The organism is Roseivirga sp., assembly GCF_965216855.1.
In the GTDB taxonomy this organism is placed as follows: Bacteria; Bacteroidota; Bacteroidia; order Cytophagales; family Cyclobacteriaceae; genus Roseivirga.
In genome coordinates this window covers 2,510,108-2,533,541 of sequence record NZ_OZ244204.1, presented here as the reverse complement: position 1 = coordinate 2,533,541, position 23,434 = coordinate 2,510,108, and the positions used below count along the sequence as shown (strand labels likewise).

The following is a 23,434-nucleotide window of genomic DNA, read 5'->3' as shown; positions in this document are numbered from 1 at the left end:
CCTATGGAGGTCACCCGCTTAGATCCAAAGGATGTCTTAAAACTTCCCGATAATCCCGGAGTCTATCGTTTTTTCAATGAAGAAGATGTATTGATATATGTGGGCAAGGCGAAAAGCCTTAAGAAACGTGTATCAAGCTATTTCAATAAGCAAGCAGGGGTTAATCGGAAAACCAGAAGGCTGGTTTCTGAAATCAAAGCCATAGAAGTTACTCTTGTCAATAGCGAGTTCGATGCCTTGCTATTGGAAAATAGTCTCATCAAGCAGAATCAACCCAAGTATAACATACTGCTCAAGGACGATAAGACCTTTCCATACATCTGTGTATCTAACGAGCGCTTCCCGAGAATCTACAGTACCCGTAAGTTTATTCCTTCCAATGGCACATACTTTGGTCCATACGCCAGTGTGAAGGCCATGAATAATGTCCTCAGACTAATCAATAGTCTGTTTACTCTAAGAACCTGTCGTTACGACCTGAGTGATGAAAACATAAAGGCGGGCAAGTTTAAAGTTTGCTTAGAGTACCATATCGGTAATTGTAAAGGACCCTGCGAAGGTCTGCAAACAGAAGAAGACTATTTAAAGGATGTAGATCAGGCCATTAATATCCTAAAGGGAAATCTCTCCGTACCCAAACAGTATTTTAAGGAATACATGTCTGAAGCGGCCGAGCAACTTGAATTTGAAAAAGCCCAGAAGTTCAAAGATAAGCTGGAACTTGTTGATAGGTTCCAAAGCAAGTCAGTGGTGGTTAGCCCCAAAATTGCAGACCTGGATGTGTTCACCATCGTATCTGATGAAAAATGGGCCTTTGTCAATTATCTCAGGATCAAAAATGGAACGATCAACCTCTCGCAGACCAGCGAGGTAAAAAAACGGCTGAGTGAATCCGATGAGGATATTCTTTCATTAATGATCATCGACCTGAAAGACAAGTTCCAAAGTACGGCCAAGGAAGTACTAACTAACAAAGACCTGGAACTTGAAACCGACAATTTTAAACTAATCCTGCCCCAGAGAGGTGACAAGAAAAAGCTAATCGAGCTCTCCCTTAAGAATGCCCTATTTGCCAAGAAGGAGAAATACAGTTCTCTTGAAAATGTAAAGGACAAGGGCAACAGAGTGCTCAAGCAATTACAATCCGACCTCGCATTAAAAGAGTTACCAACACACATAGAGTGCTTTGACAACTCCAACATTCAAGGAACGAATCCTGTGGCCAGTATGGTCTGTTTCAAAATGGGTCGCCCTTCCAAGAAAGACTACAGGCATTTTAAAATCAAAACAGTTGTCGGCCCTGATGACTTCGGTTCTATGAAAGAAGTAGTAGGAAGGAGATATCAACGCCTTTTGAATGAGAACTCGCCATTGCCTAAGCTGATCGTTATAGATGGTGGTAAAGGACAGCTTAATGCGGCTTGTGAGGCGCTGAAAGAGTTAGACCTCTATGGAGAGATTCCGATTATAGGCATTGCCAAAAGACTGGAGGAACTTTACTTCCCCGAAGACTCCTTCCCCATCCACATAGATAAGAAATCTGAAGCCTTGAGGTTAATACAGAAGCTGAGAGATGAGGCTCACCGATTTGCTATTACCTTCCATCGTGACTTAAGAAGTAAGAACAGCTTCAAGTTTGAATTGGAAGAGGTGAAAGGCTTGGGTAAAGCTACCGTTGACAAGTTATTGAAAGAGTATCGCACCCTCAGTAAAATCCAAAGTGCAAGTGAAGAAGAATTAGTATCCGTTGTGGGTCAGGCTAAAACCAATATTATACTCGACTACTTTGAACAAAAAAAGGAAGCTAATTAGCTTCCTTTTCTTATATCTTCAATCCTAACAGATTGTTAGTATTCCCACAAATTGTGCATTCTTTCCAGTAGCTCATAGCGCTTCTTCATGGCTTGCTCAATGATGCTGTAATCATAATCAGATCTACCATAAAGTGTCTGAATATTGTCATCATCAGAGTTCTGGAATTTGGTGATGTAAGAACTAAACAGTCTCAAATCAAATGCATGAGAGAAGTTGATATTTCTATCACGAGGGTTCTTCGGATTATACCAATAAGCCATATTCTTGTTTGTATCCGAATACACCTTTTCAATATATGCTACCAGATCCTCATATTTGATTCTTACGATTTCTCTCTCAGCGCCATCAACAGAAGCCTTTGGAGGAGCAACTAATGTCACAGAAACAATATCCCATTTGGCTAAAGATTGGTTTCTGTCAAAAATCAAATCTTCCTCAATCAAGAGAACATCCAAATCACCTTTATTAGCCGGATCTAGTGCTCTCGCCTGAGCTGCTGCCTGATACTCTAAATCAATGATTGAATCCAATCTGGCATTAGAGTAATCTGCAAACTTACCCCCATCTCTGGTTTTAAGTTGTGCCCTATCAGAAGCCCTAAGACTTTCATCATAGTTACCCTGGGCGGTCGACATATTCTTCAGATTATTTCTAAAGTCCGTCTCTGATAGAATAGCCTCTTCATCAAAACCGGTTACACCTGTTTCAAAAGTAGCATAAGGGGTAATCCCAACCTGCTGATCTAATGCCTGACTCTGAGCCTGGAAGTATTCCTCAATACCTTGAAGAATTACCTCTGTTACCCGAGATTCTTTGGCATTCCATGCTGAATTCAATTTTTCATTGAAATTCATCTTAGACCAGATTCGAATACTCCACATGACATCCTCATCTCTTATGGGACGTACAGAGAATTCGTTGTTGAGCTTTCTGGCACTATTAAGTCCGGCAACCCTAGTGGTACTTTCAATAGACTGAAGGAATTTGGCAGGATCAGTACCTGCACCCTGCTCGTCTTGTGCCTTTGCTAAAGTCACAAATAACAGTGCCAATAAAATTACCGAAACTCTTTTCATTTTAGTTAATATTTAATGTCATGTCAGCGGTGAACTTGATCGGAAGAGGCTCATCCTTATAGTTCAACCTTACAATCTCTTCAACGAAAACGACTATTCTGTCACCAGATTGCATTTGACTGATTAATGAGGATAAATCAACTCTTGTTACTGCTGATTCAATCGCAATACTTCTTTTTCTTGTCTTACCTCTTGCCAGTGAAATAGTAGCCTTACTTACCAGGAATCTGGCATCTTCAGGAAATCTCTCCTGGAAATCAGGCTCTGGAGAAAGGAACAATACCAGGTTAGATGGCTTCTCATCCAAACCATTATTAGCATCGTATGGCTGGCCATTAGGTCTAACATCGAGTCTTGGAAGTGGAACAGGCTTGGCCTGGAACTCTCTTGTACCAATGGGAAGACCTGCACTGGCAACAGCAATGCTTACTTCTCTTTGAGAAGGATCTACTACAATTTGTCCTTTCTGAGTACCGGTAGTGAAAGTACCACCAGTCACTCTAAACTGAGGCTGATAGGCAGGTCCCAATGCTGGAACATTAATGTTCAGATTATTAGCACAGCCCAGGTAAAGAACCTCAACTGACTGTGATCTTACATCAATAACCGGCTGAGCTACCTGATACTCATGTCTGGTAGTTCTTGTGATTGTTCCTCCGGTACCATCTTCTGCTACAATTTCTACCTCAAAAGATTTTTGAGCCAGACCATTAGCATCATATTCATTGGCTCCGGCAGTAGCTTTAAAGTTGATAATTCCTCTACCGTTGACCACGTCCACTTCACTACCGTTTAACTTAATCTCCGGTTGAAGTTTTGAGTTTCCGAGGGTAAGGAATGCTTCAGCATTAAAGTCCAAACCGGCCGTTACAATGTTTGATTCTGATAAGATAGTTGCCTGTGCATAGTCGATACCAGCAAAACGACCTTTCAACATTTCCTCATCAGAAATATCATTCGATGTGTTTCCGCTTGAAGGTCTCTGACTTGGTGTAGTGCTAGGTGTAGCTGATGCATTGTCATCTGGTGTGCTGGTATCATCTGAAGATGTTGTACCGGCAGCAGCCAGAGGCTGAACATCAGCAGCATCAGGAACTCCTGAAGCGCTTGCCTCCACAGCTGTTCCTACAAGGCCTCTAAGCTTGTTCAAAGCTTCAGCTTCCTTGCTGTATATCTGATTCTTGTAAAAAGTCAATTGAGCCAAAACTGAGGCCAATGGTGCCTTGTAGAAGTTGAAATGCGCGTAGTCTTCACCTTTGGCTTCTGCATTATTCTCATAGAACTTAATGTCGTTAGCATCAATAGCGATAGACTTCATCCACTCAGGATTCATACCTCCTTTACCCAGATAGCTTACCAGAGCATTCACCTTTCCAGGGTACTCGTCAAGCTTCTCCTTAAGGATTTCCGCATTTCCCTTATTCACCAAATAGTTAGAAGGTTCTTCGTACTTCTTTAGAGTCGATCTCTCATAAATATTTGAGGTATCTCCTCCGGAAGAAGCTTTACCAACCTCTAGTTTTAGTTCTTCAAGATAGTTAGTCAGTTCAATAGTAAAGGCTCTAACGTTTTCAGCCACTTTTTGAACTGCTCTATCACCTTCTTTATCTCCTTGATTGGCAACGTCTCTCTGAATGCTCTCGAGCGTTTGCTGATTGTAATCAAGGAAAGCAGAGTTCGAAACTTCGAGGCCATTCTCGATAAGTACGAACTTTTCCAATACCGTATCCTTAATCTGTAAGGCGAGAAGAGCAGTCAGCACGAGATACATCATGCCAATCATCTTCTGCCGTGGGGTTTCTTTACCTCCTGCCATAATAGATCAGGTTTAGTTATTGGTTTGTTTCATTGCAGAAAGCATCGCACCATATACTTTATTCAAAGAAGTAATATTGGTGTTCAACTGAGCCATTTGAGCCTGGAATTCCTCGGTTGCTTTTGCAGTATTCATAGCACCCTTAATCATGGTTTCCATGTTGGTCAAATAACCTTTCATATATTTTGCTACAGATTCAGTATCTGTCAACTCTGCTTTGTAAGCACCACTTAATGCTTGCAGTTGAGTTGCTGCTTCTTTCAACTGAACCTGATATTGCTCAGTAGCAGACTTCAACTGAGACTGGTTGGCACCAGATCCCTTAACCGTATTAGCTACCTCAGCAAAAGCAGCAGCTGCCTGAGAAGTAGACTGATCGATTTTAGATAATGAAGTAGCTGCAGTTTTAGCATTCTTAGCATATTCATCTGTAGCTACAGCCGCATTAGACATACTGGCCAAAGACTTAGCGTTCTGCGCTAAATTGTCCATACCTTCTTTCAGGTTCTGAAGTCCGTCTTTACTGATAGCAGCTTGCTTCAGCATTTTCTCAAGAGAGATATCATCTTTCTTAGGTTCAGCTCCACCACCTTTTACTGTAGCGTGATAAAGTTCTTTAGTATAGTCAGTTGCCTTAGGTTCGAAGGCACTGAATGCAAAAATAAGTGCTTCCACACTTAGACCTGTAATTAGCATGGGAGTGGCACCTGCCCATCCCTCAAGCTTAAACATCGCTCCGACAATTACGACCGAAGCACCAAGTCCGTAGATTTTCGGCATAACACTGCCGTAGAAATTCTGAGTAAATTTACTAGCCATTTGTTTTATCTGTTGGGTTGAAGATCAATGTTAGTTAATGTTTGGTTTTTATTACTGACCAAGATAATCCATTGCACATCTAAATCCAATGGAGGCAGAAGCCACATCTCTGTACTCAAATGTTCTGGTACCAGTCTGAAGGTAATATGAGATATCGTTCCAGGCACCACCTCTTACCACTTTTTTGCCGTAGTGTGGGCTGTTACTTTCAGTCAGTGAATCATAGGTGAACATAGGGTTAAGGTCCCAAACCAATGGATTATACACTGGTGAGAAATCATCTCTTACCCACTCAGCCACATTACCTGACATGTTGTACAGGTTAAACGGGTTTGGAAGGAAAGAATTCACAGGGGCTGTATAAGGATAACCGTCATCGGCATAAGCTCCTCTCCCAGGCTTAAAGTTAGCCAGGAAACAACCGTCTCTGTTTCTGATATATGGACCACCCCAAGGGTATTTTACAATTTCTTTACCACCTCTGGCCGCGTATTCCCACTCTGCCTCAGTTGGTAGTCTGAAGTTAGGATATCTGCTTTCAATTGGTGATGTATCAACAAAGGTACTTGACTCCGGACCGGTAGTAGCTCCTCCGCCCTGAGGGCCGGTAGCTCCCAGTGGACCTGCAGCTCCTGCACCAGCAGGATCCTGATTCTTTTTCTTACCGAAAGAGAACAAACCGCCTCCGCCTTCATTCTTGGCTTGCTGACCATTATTAAGGAAGATCGTTCTCCATGCGGAGAACTTCTCTGCAGCATCCCAGCTCACCCCTACAACAGGATAATCATCAAAGGCAGAGTGCTCGAAATAATATTGAGTCATGCGGTCACCGTAGTGGTAAGTAAATTCCTCATCCCAGACTTTTGGGTTAGGTACTACGGTAGCCAGAAATTCGCGGGTATAGTATCTGTCGCCTTTTTCTGCCAGGTCGGCAATATCATAAAGGAATTGACGATACTCGTTATTGGTGATCTCTTCAGCATCCATGAAGAAGGAGCTGACAGTAATTTGTCTATTGAAATTAATCTGAGAGGCTGCTACATCTTCATCAGCTTGTCCCATATAGAAAGTACCTCCAGGTATTTGAACCATACCATAAGGTAACTCCTGATACCACCCCTCTCTGTCGAGTACACCTAGTAGCTGACCTTCATCGATCAGTGCCTGCTCTTTACCCCCTCCTCCGAGGAAGCCTTCGAACATGCTACATCCGGTACTCAACAACAACAAAGTCAAAAATGTCAGACCCAGTACAGACTTTTTCATTGTTTTAGTTTTTAGCTCATTTAACCGATCCTGTTAACCCTCATTCGGCAAATGAAGCGCGAAAATTAATATTTTATTGTTAGTAATCCATCCGCAGATAGAAAATTCTATAAAGCTTAACCTTTAGTAAACTTCTGTTTAGTAACGGTATCTGGGAGTTCTTATGATGTTCCTTCCAAGATTTATTCCATTACTCTTAGTCGGGAATTTATATATAAGCATGATCTCCTGAGAGGTCGGCTCCTTACTATCCCTGTCAGCTAAGACTATGTCAAGTGCATAACCCAACGCCAGACTTCGATCTTTTAGTATACTATACCCAATCATCACTGAAGCAGACTCAGATTGTCGGTATGATACTCCAGCCCAAAGCTGGTCATTGTATCTACCTACAACACTCAAGTCCCATGAGTAGGAATCAAATCCTACAGATTTCAGCAGCAAAGTCGGTGTGATCGTAATCTGTGGGCTGAAAGCGTAATCGTAGCCCGCTGTTAAATAGTAGTGTCGAATTAATTGATTGGCAATTTGATCTTGTCCGAAGTCAAATTCTGGTTGAAGTAAATGATTTGTACTCAAACCACCAAAAAAATTTCCTTTTCTGTAAAGTATTCCTATTCCTATGTCAGGGCGGATTTGAGACTCTTTCCCTGTAAGGTTGGCAATGTCATCGCTGGGGTCTACCAACACCAGTTCATCAAAATCTAATCCACTGCTGAAAATTCCGGCATTTACACCTATACTCAATGAGGCATCTCCGGGAATAGAAATGTAGTATGAGCCTGAAAACTTAAGTTCGAGGTTATTGGAAGGTCCAAGATTGTCGTTAACTAAATGTACACCCATTCCACCATTCCACCACTTACTTACGGTGCTGTAACTGATGAATTGAGTAGTAGGTGCTCCACCAGGGTTAATGGTACCATCATAGCCGAACCATTGTGACCGGTGTATAGCAGTCAGGGTATTAGCATTGGCCAAACCTGTAAAGGCAGAATTGTAGTACATGGGATTAAACATGTACTGTGTAAACTGCGCATCTTGTTGCGCCTTTACATTGAAGGCAAATAGGAGAAAGAAAAAGGCAAAGCCAACAGCTCTTGACATAATCAGGTAACGCGAAAGTTAAATGATTTATTTAATCAGTTACTCAATAATACAAGAAAACTGGCTTTTGCCCTTAGGGGTTTCCTGAATTAAAGATTATTTGCCTTTTTGATGTACAACTCCAATGCTCCTGTCATGGACGGGGCATTAGGCTGAGGGGCTTCGATATCGATGATTAAATCGGCATCTTTGGCGGCCTTAGCCGTGGTTGGACCAAAAACAGCTATGCGTGTATTGTTCTGCTTGAACTCTGGAAAGTTTACCAGCAATGAGTTAATTCCACTGGGGCTGTAAAAGGCAAGAATATCGTATGTCACATCATCCAGGTCAGACAAATCACTGGCTACTGTTTCATAGATCACCGCTTCCGAATAGTTGTATCCGTTTTCTTCCAGATAGGCAGGAATATCTTCCTTTCTGATGTTGGAACAAGGGAACAGATACTTTTCGTTTTTATGCTTCTTGAGAATCTCAATCAGATCTTGTGCAGTTTTGGATCCGGTAAAGATTTTCCTTTTCCTCACCACAATGTACTTCTGCAAGTAGTAAGCCGTTTGCTCTGAAATACAGAAGTATTTCATATCGGCCGGCACTTCAATTTTCAGGTCTTTGCAAATGGCAAAGAAATGATCTACCGCATTTCTACTGGTAAAAATAATTGCTGTGTGCTTCAGAATATCAATTTTCTGCTTTCTGAACTCTTTAGCCGCAATAGGGTCCACCTGAATGAATGGCCTGAAATCTATCTTGATTCCATACTTTTTGGCTAATGCGTAATAAGGTGATTTTGGGTCTGCCGGTTTTGGCTGTGAGACGAGGATACTCTTCACTGGATTTAGCCTCTCCTCAAACGTGCTATTGGACATATTCTTCCCTGCTTTTATCCTTTGGCTTGGTTTAGATTATTAGAAAGACCCCTATCAAAGTAGGTAGTAATTCTGTGCTGCAAAGGTAAGAAAATATATATAAGTTGCTACACGCTCCAATACTTCGAATCTTAAAAAAGAGGTTTATCAGCCTGAAAAATAAGTATATACACACAGCGAAGCCCAAAATGTTGAAGCTGAAAACCGGGAAACTGTATCGGATGTAAATTGAAATACTCAGTAAGAAAAAGACAAGCAGCGAAAAGCTATGATTGAAGGCCTGGAATTCCTGAAAATGTCGGGTCTGTTCCAGAGGAATATTGAACATCCAGCCAAACACTCTGATGAATAGAAATTTTACAAAGAACAGGAACTGAATGGCGATGGAAAGCACCAACCAAATAGATATCCCTTGCCAAAAGGTAGGGCTAAAATCTGCGTTTACTGCCTCATGAATAGGTTCACTGAATAAGTAGAGACAAAGCAGAGCAAAGCTGAAGTTCAGGGAAAGTACTGCAGTGAAGAAGAAGCTTTCCGTACTGAATAAGCGAATACCGGAACCAAAGTCATCACGGTATCTAAAGACCAAAAACTTCTCGAAGCTGTAGAGCGAGGCAAAGAGTTTAGGATAGACAAGTCGTGAAACCCCCAAGATCACAAACAAAAGCATGGAAATGCTGATGACAATGTTTCTATAAAGTGACTGCTCGGCTAAGACTTCCTGCATTAGAATCTGGTGGTAAAACCAAAATGAATTTTAGACTGGTTAAAGTTAACAGCTCCTGTCGAATTGGAAGTACCCAGTGCATAAACAAAGTTGAAAATCCCGGTATTTGTAGCAAAGCTGATCCCCGTACCAAAGCCCAATACCCAATCAGCCTCCTGATTGGTTTGCCCAACAAAATTCTCCTCCAGATACCCTATATCCGTAAACAGTAGCAGGTAAGAAGTATCATCCAGGTAGAACCTCGATTCGAGATTGGTATAGGCAAACCTTGTGGCAAAGAAACTGGCCTCATTAAAACCACGGATGGACTTTAAGCCTCCTATTCTGTAAGCATCATTCTGAAACAAATTATCATTTGAAAGCCAGCCGGCATGGAGTGAGGTAAACAGGGTGGCCTTGGGAGACAATCTTGTATACCTTTCCATATCGAGATCATACTGATATTGCAGGGTCTTGAGATCTACTCCTGCATACAGTTCATTAGGAAGGCCTACATTCTGGCGAATAACTTTATTTCCTACAGACCCCTGAAGCTCGAATAGCATCCCTCCTCTCGGCTGAAAGACATCATCCAAAGTATTGAAGCTGTATCTCAATCCATAACGAGTCAATCTGAAGTCAAGAATATCGGGTAAAGTATTACTATTCTGAAAGCGGCTCACTGCATTCAAATCGGTAGCCGTAAAATGGGTAATTACTCCCAGACTGGAATTCATAGATAAGTTTAGATTAATATCTAAACCCAACTCACGCCTGTTGAAGGTACTATCTTGTTTCAGAAAGTTAAAATCACTTTTCAGGGAGAGGGCACTGCCCAATAAATTGGGGTGATCATACTCCAATTGTAAGGTTTGGGTTTCTTCTCTCAATCGTCTCCAGTGTACACCAATATGTTTACCGGTAGCAAAGGGGTTATAGAGCTCCAAATCGAACTGACCTGTTAGCAGCAGGCCATTGCGGTTACTTGAATTAGGAAGCAGCCCTATGATACCATCGATGGTATTCACTCTTCTTTTAGCCAGTTCAAGCACTACTCTACCCTCAGAATTCTGAAAGCTCAGCAGTGGTGCTTTGCTCAATTGAAGATATGGCAGTTTCCTGAGCTTGGGTACTATAGCATCAACCAGTCGCTGATCATAAATATCTCCCAGGCGAATGCCGAAATAAGCCCCGGCAAACTTAGATTTCATGATATCGTTCTGTACCACCTGAACGGAGTCGAAGGTAATCTTAGGCCCAAAATCGACTCCCAGGGCCGCAGAGAACCCATCATCAATAATGGTTAGTGAATCGAATTTCAATGAGGCGAATGGAAATCCATTGTTTTCGGCATAGACCAAAATATTCTCTTCCAACCGGCTCAGTTGTTTGGGGTTGAATGGAGTAGAGTTAAAGCGTGAAGCCTTGAAATTGAGCTTTCTCCATAAGTCTTCATCCAGATTACCCGGTCGCAGGCTGAGCCATTCAAATTTCGGCCCTACTTTCATCTCAATGATTAGTTCCTCAGCCTGAATGAAAGCTGTGTTCACACCAGCCAGTAAATAACCTTCCTGATGGAGTTGGTTCGAGAGCTTAACGGCCACGGCAATCCCTGACAACGAATCGGGCACATTTCTCTGGTATTTAAATTTGGAAAGTATCTGTTGCGTCCTATCTACAGCAGATATGTTGAGCCTGTAGACCTGCTGTGCCTGAACTTTTGCAGCTGACATAAAAACTGTCAGGATTATGAGTACAAAAGCAAGTCTGTGTAAAGGCATACTGTATATTTAAGCGAAAATAAGAAAACTTTGGCCGGACTCTACCTACACGTTCCATTCTGCAAAAAAGCATGTCATTATTGTGATTTTCACTTCACTCAATCTCTTAAGCAAATTGATGAAATGGTAGATGCACTTTGCCTGGAGCTGGAGATGCAAAGTGAATTTCTGGGAAAAGACTCAATCTATACCATTTACTTCGGAGGTGGCACGCCTTCATTACTTGAGCATCAACACCTGAAGAAGATCATGAAGGTGATACAATATGAGTATGACCTGGCCAGCAATATTGAAATCACCCTGGAGGCCAATCCTGATGACCTGAGCCCGGAAAGGCTGGAGGCTTTTTACAGCAATGGCATCAACCGATTGAGCATTGGCATTCAGAGCTTTCATAATGAAAACCTGGAATGGATGAATCGTCAGCATACTGGTGATGAAGCGATAGAAGCGGTCTTAAATGCGCGACAAGCAGGGTTTGAAAACATTAGTATTGATCTTATTTATGCTGTCCCCGCTGTAGATCACTCCATCTGGGAAGCTGATTTGAAACAGGCCATCAGGCTCCGACCCGAGCATATTTCTTCTTACTGCTTAACAATCGAACCCCGAACGGCCTTCGGTAAATGGCTCGAAAAGGGTAGAATTCAGGAAATAGATGAGGACTTTGCTGCTGAACAATTCGAGATATTGTTAGACACCATGTATCGACATGGCTACGACCAGTATGAGATTTCCAACTTTGCGCAACCCGGATATGAATCAAGGCATAACAGTGCTTATTGGAAGGATGAGAAATATCTGGGTATAGGTCCATCGGCACATTCCTACAATGGTAAATTCCGAAAAGCGAATGTCGCCAACAATGCGAAGTACCTGAAAGGAATGGAAGAGGGCAAAATACCATTCGAGGTGATTACACTCAGTCGGGAAGATCAGATCAACGAGTATATTCTGACCTCTCTTCGTACTAAGTGGGGATGTAGCCTGGATTTGCTAAAGGAAAAGTATGGGGTAGACTTGCTGATGGAGCACCGGGATTACCTCAATAAAATCTCACTTCAGGACCTTATCTACGAAGATGAAAGGCACCTCATCCTGACTGATTCAGGCAAGCTCCTGGCAGATAAACTGGCGAGCGACTTGTTTATTGAGGCAGAAGAATAGGTTCACTTTTTCGAAGATTGCCATTCTTCAATCAACCCATCTATTTCTTCTGCTGAGAAATTATCGAAATAGTCGTTAAACATCTCTCTCACGAAATCTTCGCCTAAATCGGCATCTAAGTAATCATGCATCATTTTGATCTCCGATGCCTTCGTCTTTTTTGGCCCGAGGTCTTCATTGATCATTTTTACTACTTCTTCAGACATAAGGGCTATTCTTCTGAGGTTTCCCGTCCTGTCTTGAGCCGCAATTCTGAACTTAAAGAAGTTGAATCGGTTATCGGCATTTCTTGTCTGATATTCCATTGATTCCTTTGACCATGACTGTGCAATGTTTCTATACAGCTGACCGTGTTCGGTCATCATTCTTTCGGCATGTTCAAGCCTTTTGATAAATGAATGGAGTTTGGAGAGTTGATCGTAGAGCTCAAAGCTTACTACATCGGTTCCCTTCTGATTCATTGCATATTCTATGATTTTGTAGTTGTATTGTGGCTCGAGATAACGCCAGTTATAAAAGTCTCCTACCTCCCTTACAGCAAAAAGACTATCCCACTCCTGGTTCTTATCTGCCTGGAAATTGGCATAGCGAGGGAAGCTGGTTCTAAAGTCATCGAGTTCATATTTCAGACTGATTAAAACTTTATCTCTTTCCTGAGCAAGCTTTTGATTTTCAGCATATTGTTGAAAGAGAAAAGCCATATAAACACCGACAAAAACAACGAACAATTCAAGCAGAATCCATTTGAGGTTTTTACCAACTTTAAAAAGCTTTCTCATAAACATACAACCATACTTTCCTTAAATATTGGTTAATTTAATAGTGAAGACAAACGTCAAGCCCCGAATCAGTACATTTGACATCTGAACCTGAAAGAATTAGCGATGAGGAAGAATGAGAAAAGCAGAAAAGGTGAACCTGAATCATTAGGTGAGGCTATTCAGGAAATGTTGAAGTCATTTCACATTGAAGAGAAATTCCATGAAACCAATCTGATTAATTCATGGGAAAAAATTATGGGGGCTCCTATTGCCAAGCGTACCTCGAAGGTCTATATCCGAGACAAGAAGCTATTTGTTCACATCAGCTCAGCTCCTTTGAAACACGAACTCACCATGTCACGAGATAAAATATTGGTACTAATCGCCAGAGAGCTGGGAAGCTCAATCGTCAATGAAGTCATTATCAAATAAAAGGGGCACCAATTGGCACCCCTTTTACGATTTAAAAACATAGACTAATTTTTCTTAATCTCCTGCTGTAATTCTGCCTTCTTACTCTCAGGCATCCTTACGGTTTTGATCATATTATCTTCATTAATGAACTTATTCATGGCTTCAACAATGGCTTCCTTGGTAATAGCATCGGCTCTTTCATTACCCTGAAGAATCAATTCTAAATCGTCCCCCGAACGCAGGTATGCAGTCATAATGCCTTCCCAGTAATTATTTTGCTTAATCTGTTCTTCGAAGTTCTGTTTTCTGGCAGCAATCACCTTGTCCAGGTCTTCCTGAGTGAAATTGCCTTGTTTGATGTTCTCCAGTTCTTTCATAGCCGCTTCTGCCAGGGCATCGGCATTGTCTGGCTTACAAGGGAATGAGATATTGAACATGATGCGTGGATTCGGAATATCAACCACCTGTGCACTGGCTCCTGCTCCATAAACACCTCCCATTTCTTCTCTAAGGGTTTCAATCATTTTATTGGAAAGCAGACTGGCTGCTGCATTCATCAACCCATTGTTCTCCAATGAATATTCATAGTCCCCGCTGATGGTAATATTAACCTGGCTCTTATCATCTACTCCGACAAAAATATTCTGGTCGATGGTGCCATCTACTACCTCCAACCCTATATCGCGATATTTCTCATTGGAACGGGTGGCTGGTAAAGAGGCCACATAGGTTTCCAGCAAAGGCTTAAAGGTGTTCATGTCGATATTCCCCACAAAGACAAACTGGAAATCGGCAGCATCGGCAAACCTTTCCTTATAGATTTCTATGGCTTTATCCATTTCAATAGCATCGAAGCTGGCCTCATCAGGAAACTGTACTCTTGGGTGATTATCATACATGAGTTGCTGTCTCTGAATGGAGTACTGCAAATCAGGGCTTGAGCTAAAGTTGGCGTAGAGATTCTTGGTTCTGGTAATCCAGCTGTTAAAGGCGGCCTCATCCTCTCTTACTGTGGTAAACTTGAGATGTACCATTTGAAAGAATGTTTCCAGGTCTTTAATACTGGAAAAGCCGGTTACTCCCTCTTCATAGGCATTGACATAGGTTCTGACACTGGCTGTTTTTCCCGTCATAAATTTACCCAGATCAATCTGGCTCAGTTCTCCAAGACCCATTTCTGTCACTACGGTAGAAGCATTGGCAGCAGACCAATATACCTCATCGGGATATAGAGAGGTACCTCCATAGCTAAAGGCGGACATCCTGACCTCGTCATTTTTAAACTCAGTTGGCTTCACATAAACGGTTGCTCCATTACTGAGCGTCATTTTGGTAATGCCGGTTATCTCATTGGTCTCTTCGGAGGTAACTTTACCGGCAGCAGGAATCTTGGTAATCAGAGAAGAGGCAATTTCTTCTTCGGCATAAGGTTCAATGGTCTGATCAGAAGTAATGTTATCCAGAATTTCAATCATTGCATCCGCTGAAGGTATTTGATCGGCTACATCCGATTTAGCGGTTACTTCAATAGTTCTGTTTTCTTCGCTCCACCATTGCTTAAGTAAGGCGTTGATCTCTTCCAATTGAATCGTTGGAATCATCTTCTCTGCATATTCCAATCTTTGCTGAGGGCTGATCAATGAGCCTCCCTGCAGAAAGTGGCTGAGGTACTGGTTGATGATTCTCCATGATTCCATTTTATCGGCTTCCTTGGCATAGCGTTCAATAGAGTTCATGTAGGAAGCTTTCGCTCTTTCCATTTCCCCCGCAGTGAAACCATATCTTCTCACACGTTCATTTTCACGGACAGCGGCTCTCAAACCGCCTTCAAATTCTCCTTCTTTTACCTGAATACCAATGGAATACTCTCTCTTATCCTTGCCCAGCGAACTTCCATAGCCACTGTATGCATACTGGAAAGGAGGGTTTTCGGACTGAACCAACTCTCTCAACCTTTGATTCATCATTTGAGAGTAAAGGCTGTGCATGAGACTCTCTCTCAAGTCAGCCTCTGTATTTTCTGACTTATCTGTTCCCGGCTGGATAAAACTGATATTGATAGAGTTCCCGGTAGACTCATCGTCTGAAGCAATCGCTACACGTGTACCTTCAAAATCAGGCATGGTGTAGTACTTTCTTTCTCTTGGATTAGCCGGCATTTCAATGCCCCCGAAATACTCCTTCACCATGGCTTCCATTTCAGCCACATCGAAGTCGCCTACCGCAACAAGCCCCATAAGATCTGGTCTGTACCAGTCTCTGTAGAATCTTTTGGCAGCATCATACTCAAAGTGTTCCAGGATATCGGGCTCTCCGATAGGTAGTCTTTCTGCATATCTGGAACCAGCTAGTGTGATAGGCCAAATCTGCTTTCTCATGCGCTCATAAGCGCCAAGTCTAAGCCTCCACTCTTCCATAACCACTCCTCTCTCCTTATCAATTTCTTCATTCTCGAAAGTGGCCTGGTGCGCCCAGTCACTGAGAACAGTCATCGCATCCTTTACATTTTCAGGCTTATCTGAAGGAATCGGTAACATGTAGACTGTTTCATCGAAGCTGGTGTAAGCATTCAGATCTCCACCAAACTCAAGGCCCATTTTTTGAAGAAAATCGACCAACTCATTCTTCTCAAAGTTCTTAGTACCATTGAAAAGCATATGCTCTGTAAAGTGAGCTAAACCGAGCTGATCTTCATCTTCCAGAATGGAACCGGCCTTAATGGCCAGACGAAATTCGATCCTGTCTTCAGGCAGAGGATTGGATCTTAAATAATAGGTAAAGCCGTTGTCTAGCTTTCCGATTTTAACATTGGGATCTACAGGCAGTTCCTGAAAAGCCCATGATTGAATTGGACAGAGAATCCAAAAGGCTATGAAAGCCACCAGAAGTTTTTGACTTGTCTTTTGCATGATTTCGTGTTTACTAACTATTGAGTTAGTTCAATATAGAAATTATTGACTAAACACGAAATATTTTGACTTTATTTAATAAATAAGCCTAGCGTTTAATATCCTCTAAGATCTTTTTCAGAAACTTAGCTTCGTTAAGATTGGAGAGCCGCTGGATTAACTCTATGCGTTGGGCAACGAAAATGGCTGTCGCCAGAAACAGGAACAGAAGGAATTCATTGCTGGCCTGCACAAACAGAATTACATAGCTAATAATCAGGCAAAGAATAAGCAGCAAAACCTTATTAGAATTAATGTACCAAGTCAGTTCACGCTTCTTTTCCTTAGATCCGAACTTGCGATTCAAAACAGACTCCCTCTTCAAAACTAACCTTTGATAAGGGGAAAGAGACTTCCACTTTAACTGATCAATTCGCTCTTCTATCTTTTCTACCGTTTCCATCATTGACATCTTTGAACATACAAAACAATATTAACTTGACTTAACATTCAAGTAATATTCAATTAACATTACGAAAGCTCCTGTTAATGGTTTAAAGCAGGTTTGTTGCGGAGAAAGGCCTTTTGACGGATTATGATGATCAACACGCCCAGAAAGATGGCAATATCGGCCAGGTTAAAAATGGGTAGAAGGGCAATCTTCTTTCCTCCCCAAAGCGGAACCCAGTCGGCAACATAGCCTTCCCAAATGTCCAGATAAATCATGTCTATTACCTGACCGTGAAACCAGGGAGTAATTGAATTATAGGGAGCATTATCGAGGAGGGCTCCATAAAACACACTGTCGATGAGATTGCCAATGGCTCCTCCAAGAATGGCCGCCACACACCAGATGAGACCTTTTGAGTGCTGCTCCCGAACCAGGTAAATAATTAACCAGCTAAAACCACCTATGGCTGCTAATCTGAATAGGGAGAGGAACAGTTTACCATAGGTAGAGCCAAAGCTCAGACCAAAGGCCATTCCTTTATTTAGAATGTAATGGAGTTTGAACCATTCACCCAGCAGATCAATCTCACCTGCCGGGCCCATGGTCATATTAAAATGAACAAGCAACTTAATTGCCTGATCTGCTAAAACAATAATGAGGGTAAAGAGAAAGAACCTTTGGTGTTTCAAAATGAGACTATCTTCGCTTAATCTCTATCTCTAACGTTCTTTCATCAATTTCCACTTGTTGTGGCTCATTTAGCTTATCTGCAAATTCGAGCGATAAGGCCTGCGTCTCTGTACAAATATATTCCCGGTTAGCTTCCAGGGCATCATCTACAAACTGATCACCCCTTAAAACGGAGATGTCAATTTTATCCTGAACCTCAAGACCCATATCCTTACGCATATTCTGAACTCTGTTTACCAGATCTCTGGCCAATCCTTCCATCTTGAGCTCATCGGTTAAGGTAATATCAAGGGCCACTGTGGTTTTACCTTCAGAAGCTACTGACCAGCCCGGAATATCCTGGCTGCTGATATCTACATCTTCGAGGGTCAGTGTAATGGTTTCACCATCAATATCGAGATCATGAGAACCTTGTGATTCAATAGAAGCAATCTCTGCCTTACCCCAACCATTGACTGCAGCAACGATGGCTTTTACCTTAGGACCATACTTCTTACCAATAGACGGGAAATTTGGCTTAATACTCTTCACCAAAATACCACTGTCATCGTCAAGGAATTCAACAGCCTTCACATTCACCTCGGTCTTGATCAGTTCCTGAACGTGTTCGACATTATGTCTGACTGTTTTATCCAAAACAGGAATCATAATTCTGCTCAATGGCTGTCGAACCTTCAGTTTCTCTTTCTTTCTGAGGGAGTGGGTCAATGAAGAAATGGTTTGTGCCAGTTTCATCTGGGCTTCCAGTTCTATATTGATGCAGGCCTCGTCTGCTTCAGGGAACTGGCTCAGGTGAATTGACTCTTCCTGATCAAGTCCGCTAACCGCATTCAAGTCCTGATAGAGTTTCTCCATATAGAATGGAGCTACAGGAGCACCCAGTTTGGCAATCGTAATCAGACAGGTATAGAGCGTCTGATAAGCTGCTTTCTTATCTTCATTGTATTCGCCTTTCCAGAAACGTTTTCTGTTCAAACGAACATACCAGTTGCTCAGCTCATCGGTAACAAAGTCCATGATGGCTCTTGAAGCCTTAGTTGGTTCATAGGCATCATAGGCTGCATCTACTTCTTTGATCAGAGAGTTCAACCTTGAAAGAATCCAACGGTCACTCTCAGGTCTTTGACTGAGAGCAATGGGAGCATCTTCAAATCTAAAACCATCGAGGTTAGCATAAAGGGCAAAGAAGTTATAGGTATTGTAAAGTGTTCCAAAGAACCTTCTCTGCACTTCACCAACTCCTTCAATATTGAATTTCAGGTTATCCCAAGGGTTGGCGTTGGAGATCATATACCACCTGGTGGCATCCGGGCCATAATTGGCTATGGTCTCAAATGGGTTGATGGCATTGCCCAATCGCTTGGACATTTTATTACCGTTTTTATCCAGCACCAAGCCATTGGCAATTACATTTTTGAAGGCCACATTCTCATGCAGCATCACAGCCAATGCATGAAGCGTAAAGAACCATCCTCTGGTTTGATCTACTCCTTCAGCGATAAAGTCGGCAGGAAAATTCTTTTCGAAGATGTCTTCATTCTCAAACGGATAGTGCCATTGCGCGTACGGCATGGCCCCTGAGTCGAACCAAACATCGATTAAGTCTGGCTCACGAAACATTTTCTGTCCGCTGTCACTTACCAGAATCACATCATCTACATAAGGTCTGTGCGGATCGAATTCATCTCCGATAGATTCGCTCATAAATCCTGCAGCTACTGCCTTGTCTACTTCAGTTTTTAGTTCGGTGAGTGAACCAATACACTTCTGTTCCTTTTTATCTTCAGAAACCCAGATAGGAAGCGGAGTTCCCCAATAACGTGAACGGCTCAGGTTCCAGTCTACCAGGTTTTCTAACCAGTTACCGAAACGGCCTTCTCCGGTAGAAGCCGGCTTCCAGTTGATCGTTTTATTGAGTTCAACCAGTTTGTCCTTGTAAGCTGTGGTTTTGATAAACCATGAGTCTAGCGGATAATAGAGTACCGGCTTGTCAGTTCTCCAGCAATGCGGATAGCTGTGTTCATACTTCTCTACTCTGAATGCTCTGTTCTCCTCTTTTAGTTTGATGGAAATCTGCACATCGAGAGATTTCTCTGGCATCTCCTCCTCTCTGTAGTACTCATTCTTGACATACATTCCGGCAAAGTCTGTGATCTCTTTCACATACTTACCCTGCTTGTCAACGATTGGCACATCCTTTCCTTCTTCGTCTTTTACGAACACGCCAGGCATGTTATACTGCACAGAAGTTCTAAAGTCATCTGCACCAAAGGTCTTCGAGATATGCACGATACCTGTACCGTCTTCAGTCGTTACAAAGTCTCCGATCACCACGGTAAAGGCAGGCTTTGGAAGAGGTATGTAAGGCATAAGTTGCTCGTAGCTCTTTCCGGCAATGTCTTTACCCTTGAAGGTCTCTACTACTTCGAAAGGAATCAGTTTATCACCTTCCTTATAATCTTCAAGCTTCAGGTCTTTGGCCTTTTGGTTGAAGTATGAATTGACTCTATCCTTAGCCAGGATTACATTGATTGGCTGGAAGGTATATTGATTGAAGGTTTTCACCTTCACATAGTCGATGTTGGCACCAACTGCCAAACCATTATTAGCAGGCAAAGTCCATGGCGTGGTAGTCCAGGCCAGGAAGAAATCATTTTCCGTGCCCTCTACCTTAAACATAGCCGTAATAGACGTGTCCTTCACATCTTTGTAGGTACCGGGCTGATTCAGCTCATGTGAGCTAAGGCCGGTTCCTGCTGCCGGAGAATACGGCTGAATGGTATAACCTTTATATAGTAAGTCCTTGTCGTAAAGCCTTTTCAGCAGACTCCACAAGGTTTCTATGTAGTCTTTCTCAAAGGTGATGTAGGGATTGTCAAGATCTACCCAGTAACCCATCTTCTCGGTTAGGTCATCCCATTGATCTTTGAAACGCATCACCGTTTCGCGACACTTCTGGTTGTATTCCTCAACGGTAACTTTCACACCGATATCTTCTTTCTTGATGCCCAGCTCTTTCTCAACCTGTAGCTCAACAGGAAGACCGTGAGTATCCCAACCTCCTTTTCGCTTCACCTGAAAGCCTTTCTGAGTTTTGTATCGACAGAAAATATCCTTAACAGTTCGGGCCATCACATGGTGAATACCCGGAGTACCGTTAGCAGATGGAGGTCCTTCAAAGAAGGTGAAAGTCGGATTGCCCTCTTTCTGATCTACTGATTTTTCAAAAATGTTGTTCTTCTTCCAGAAGTCCAGTATTTCTTCACCAACCCTGGCGAATTCAGCTTGCTTATATTCTGTGTATTTCTTCACCCCTACTCAATTTCAGTTTGAAAATTACTTCTCAGTTGTTCCTATGAAAGGATCGTTTTCCTTGATTAAAAGATTCTGTGTGTCTATTTCTTCGTCTTCATCCTCAATGTAGAACTCATAATGCTCAATTAATGGATGGAAGTTTTTGTCTCTCTTACCACTGTCAAATACCATAAGCAGTGCCGGTAAAAGGGTCAGGTTGGTTAGCATGGCAAAGAACAGTGTTAATGAAGTCAAAAGACCCAGGGCCACGGTTCCTCCAAAATCTGAGAAGACAAAAATCACGAAGCCGAAAAAGAGTATGATGGATGTATACAGCATACTCGATCCCGTTTCTTTAATGCTATTACTAATCGCTATCGGCACAAAAAAGTTTTTGGCAAATAGCTCCTGTCTGTATTTCGCCAGAAAGTGTATCGAGTCATCTACAGAGATTCCAAAGGCAATACTGAAAATCAATGCGGTAGATGGCTTCAGTGGAATCCCAAAATAGCCCATAATTCCGGCCGTCATAATCAGCGGAATGAAGTTGGGTATTAACGAGATGATAATCATTCTGAAGTTTGCGAAAAGGACGGCCATAATCACCGCTATAATGGCGAATGCCAATAGCAAGGTCATTCTCAGGTTTTCAATAAGAAACTTATTCCCCTTTACGAAGAGTAATGTTGAGCCGGTTACCGCTGTTTGAACCTCCTCGTTATCACCAAAGACCTTCTCGATTTCCGGTTCTACTACATTGTTAATGAGTGAATCCATCCGCACAGAACCAATATCTGCCACCTTCAGAGATACACGCATTACCTGACCTGTGGAGTCTACAAATGAACTGAGGAAGTTGGCATTATTACTCTGATTACTCAGATAACTTAAAATAACATTCCTGTCGCTGGGACTCGGTAAGCCGTAGAACCTCTCATTACCATTATAGAAGGCCTGCCGAACGGCCTTGGCAAATGATACGATTGAAACAGGAGTCGAAACGTTTTCCAGGGGTTCAAGTGCTCTCTCCAGTCGATCTACGTTCCTCAGGTTTCTGGCATTGATGGTGGATTTAGGCTTTCCAAAATCAATAATGATTTCCAGCGGCATGACTCCACTGAAGTTATCTTCAAAGAAATACAGGTCTTGCTTGAGTGTCGACTTTTCGGGTATGTCATCGACCATATAGGCCACCGAATACAGCTTGGTTAAACCAATGACGGCAACCGTCACAATAACGGCTGTGGCTCCGAAGACTCTGTACCGGTGTCTGTGAACCAATAGGTCCAATAAGGTCAAGAACTTCCCTACGATTTTAAACTCAAGGTGCTTCAGCTGATTGTCCTTTGGTGGAGGTAGGTAGCTCAGTATACCTGGAATCAAAATGATACTCACAATGAAGGTTGCCAGGATATTGATACCTGCCACCATACCAAACTCTTTCAGCAGCTTGATGTCTGTAGTCAGTAAAACCAAAAAGCCTATGGCTGTGGTGAAGTTGGTAATGAAAGTAACCAGACCAATCTTACGAACCATGCGACTTAAAGCCCTGGTCTTATTGCCATGCTTCACAAATTCCTGATGGTACTTATTGATCAGATATACGGCATTAGGTATACCAATCACCACAATGATTGAAGGAATCAATCCGGTGAGTACATTAATCTTGTAGTTGAAAATGCCCACGGTACCCAAAACCCAGACCACCACTACTGAAATCACAATCAGTGGTACCATAACAGACACCCAGGATCTGAAGAATAAGAAAAGGATAAGGGCAGTTATGGCCAGTGACAGCACTATGAAAAGACGCAGTTCTTTATTGGTCTTTTCCTGCATCACGGTTCTCACGAAAGGCATTCCGGAGTAGTGAAGCTCTACGCCCGTTTCAGCACTAAAAGCTTCTCCCATTTGCTGAATACTTCGTACTAACCCATTGCGATCTTTAGAGTTCAGTACTTCCCGCTCCATGTTGATCAGAATGAGAGTAGCTCCGTTCTCCGGATTCAGCAACTGACCCGTGTAAAACTTCAGTTTCAGCGCCTCGTCCAAGAGTGAGTCCAGTTCATCCTGTGTCTTGGGATAGTCCGGAATCAGGGGAGTCAGGTCAAAGCTTCTGTTCTCAGTATTCTTGACCACATTCTGAAGACTGGCCAGTGAAATCACATTGCTGATCCCTTCAGTGGCAGCAATGCTATCGCTTAGTTCTTTATAGGCGTTGAAGTTATCCAACTCATACAGAGCACTGTCTTTAGTACCGACAACGAGTATGTTGCCATCTTCTCCAAAACGCTCTTTGAATTTCTGGAAATAGATATAGTTCTCGTCAGTACTGGGTACTGCGGTATTGAAATTAAAAGCCATCTGAACATCGCGCGCCATGTATGCCATAACAGCAGTAACTACAGCCAACGAGATGATGAGTATAAGCCTGTATTTCAGTACAATATGGGGAAGTTTAGACCACATTTTCGAATAAGAGCACAAAGGTAATATTTTCCCTATGGATTCATATCT

At 42.4% G+C, this 23,434-nt stretch carries 17 protein-coding genes; 3 read left to right on the top strand and 14 right to left on the bottom strand.

Annotation, left to right across the window (positions count from 1 at the left end; genetic code table 11):
* Nucleotides 1-3: 3 nt before the first annotated feature.
* Nucleotides 4-1,812 (top strand): excinuclease ABC subunit UvrC, encoded by a 1,809-nt coding sequence (uvrC, locus tag ACOOEY_RS11275; RefSeq protein WP_420384816.1) that lies wholly within the window; start codon nt 4-6, stop codon nt 1,810-1,812.
* 35 nt (nt 1,813-1,847) lie between these two features.
* Here uvrC and ACOOEY_RS11270 read toward each other — a convergent pair whose 3' ends face one another.
* The 8 genes from ACOOEY_RS11270 to ACOOEY_RS11235 form a co-directional block, all read right to left on the bottom strand.
* Entirely contained in the window at nt 1,848-2,891 is a 1,044-nt protein-coding gene (locus tag ACOOEY_RS11270) for a hypothetical protein (RefSeq protein ID WP_420384815.1), read from the bottom strand.
* A gap of 1 nt (nt 2,892) precedes the next feature.
* Entirely contained in the window at nt 2,893-4,707 is a 1,815-nt protein-coding gene (locus ACOOEY_RS11265; RefSeq protein WP_420384814.1) for a GldM family protein, read from the bottom strand.
* A gap of 12 nt (nt 4,708-4,719) precedes the next feature.
* On the bottom strand, nt 4,720-5,526 hold the full coding sequence (gene gldL / locus ACOOEY_RS11260) for a gliding motility protein GldL (RefSeq protein WP_420384813.1): 807 nt from the start codon (nt 5,524-5,526) through the stop codon (nt 4,720-4,722).
* A 51-nt stretch (nt 5,527-5,577) separates the two neighbouring features.
* Nucleotides 5,578-6,792 (bottom strand): SUMF1/EgtB/PvdO family nonheme iron enzyme, encoded by a 1,215-nt coding sequence (locus ACOOEY_RS11255; protein ID WP_420384812.1) that lies wholly within the window; start codon nt 6,790-6,792, stop codon nt 5,578-5,580.
* 138 nt (nt 6,793-6,930) lie between these two features.
* Complete coding sequence (locus tag ACOOEY_RS11250; protein ID WP_420384811.1) at nt 6,931-7,899, bottom strand: type IX secretion system membrane protein PorP/SprF; 969 nt, start codon at nt 7,897-7,899, stop codon at nt 6,931-6,933.
* An 89-nt stretch (nt 7,900-7,988) separates the two neighbouring features.
* Nucleotides 7,989-8,765, bottom strand: a complete 777-nt coding sequence (locus tag ACOOEY_RS11245) for a uroporphyrinogen-III synthase (protein WP_420384810.1) — start codon at nt 8,763-8,765, stop codon at nt 7,989-7,991.
* Between the two features lie 31 nt (nt 8,766-8,796).
* Entirely contained in the window at nt 8,797-9,492 is a 696-nt protein-coding gene (locus ACOOEY_RS11240; RefSeq protein WP_420384809.1) for a DUF4271 domain-containing protein, read from the bottom strand.
* On the bottom strand, nt 9,492-11,252 hold the full coding sequence (locus ACOOEY_RS11235; RefSeq protein ID WP_420384808.1) for a ShlB/FhaC/HecB family hemolysin secretion/activation protein: 1,761 nt from the start codon (nt 11,250-11,252) through the stop codon (nt 9,492-9,494). The genes ACOOEY_RS11240 and ACOOEY_RS11235 overlap by 1 nt, the downstream gene beginning before the upstream one ends.
* A gap of 30 nt (nt 11,253-11,282) precedes the next feature.
* Here ACOOEY_RS11235 and hemW point away from each other — a divergent pair, with 30 nt between their 5' ends.
* Nucleotides 11,283-12,419 (top strand): radical SAM family heme chaperone HemW, encoded by a 1,137-nt coding sequence (gene hemW / locus ACOOEY_RS11230; RefSeq protein ID WP_420384807.1) that lies wholly within the window; start codon nt 11,283-11,285, stop codon nt 12,417-12,419.
* Nucleotides 12,420-12,421: 2 nt separating this feature from the next.
* Here the strand turns inward: hemW and ACOOEY_RS11225 are convergent, their stop codons facing one another.
* Nucleotides 12,422-13,198 carry a hypothetical protein gene (locus ACOOEY_RS11225; RefSeq protein WP_420384806.1) on the bottom strand — a complete coding sequence of 259 codons (777 nt, stop codon included), beginning with the start codon at nt 13,196-13,198 and terminating at the stop codon, nt 12,422-12,424.
* A 105-nt stretch (nt 13,199-13,303) separates the two neighbouring features.
* Between ACOOEY_RS11225 and ACOOEY_RS11220 the strand changes: the two genes are divergently transcribed.
* Nucleotides 13,304-13,612, top strand: coding sequence for a DUF721 domain-containing protein (locus ACOOEY_RS11220; RefSeq protein WP_420384805.1), 309 nt, complete (start codon nt 13,304-13,306; stop codon nt 13,610-13,612).
* Between the two features lie 44 nt (nt 13,613-13,656).
* On the opposite strand, the gene ACOOEY_RS11215 is transcribed toward ACOOEY_RS11220, so the two are convergent.
* The 5 genes from ACOOEY_RS11215 to ACOOEY_RS11195 form a co-directional block, all read right to left on the bottom strand.
* Nucleotides 13,657-16,503, bottom strand: a complete 2,847-nt coding sequence (locus tag ACOOEY_RS11215; protein ID WP_420384804.1) for a M16 family metallopeptidase — start codon at nt 16,501-16,503, stop codon at nt 13,657-13,659.
* An 88-nt stretch (nt 16,504-16,591) separates the two neighbouring features.
* Nucleotides 16,592-16,948 (bottom strand): hypothetical protein, encoded by a 357-nt coding sequence (locus ACOOEY_RS11210; protein WP_420384803.1) that lies wholly within the window; start codon nt 16,946-16,948, stop codon nt 16,592-16,594.
* Between the two features lie 80 nt (nt 16,949-17,028).
* On the bottom strand, nt 17,029-17,622 hold the full coding sequence (locus tag ACOOEY_RS11205) for a lipoprotein signal peptidase (RefSeq protein WP_420384802.1): 594 nt from the start codon (nt 17,620-17,622) through the stop codon (nt 17,029-17,031).
* A gap of 7 nt (nt 17,623-17,629) precedes the next feature.
* Nucleotides 17,630-20,935 (bottom strand): isoleucine--tRNA ligase, encoded by a 3,306-nt coding sequence (gene ileS / locus ACOOEY_RS11200; RefSeq protein ID WP_420384801.1) that lies wholly within the window; start codon nt 20,933-20,935, stop codon nt 17,630-17,632.
* A gap of 24 nt (nt 20,936-20,959) precedes the next feature.
* Nucleotides 20,960-23,386, bottom strand: a complete 2,427-nt coding sequence (locus ACOOEY_RS11195; RefSeq protein WP_420384800.1) for an efflux RND transporter permease subunit — start codon at nt 23,384-23,386, stop codon at nt 20,960-20,962.
* Nucleotides 23,387-23,434 lie beyond the last annotated feature (48 nt).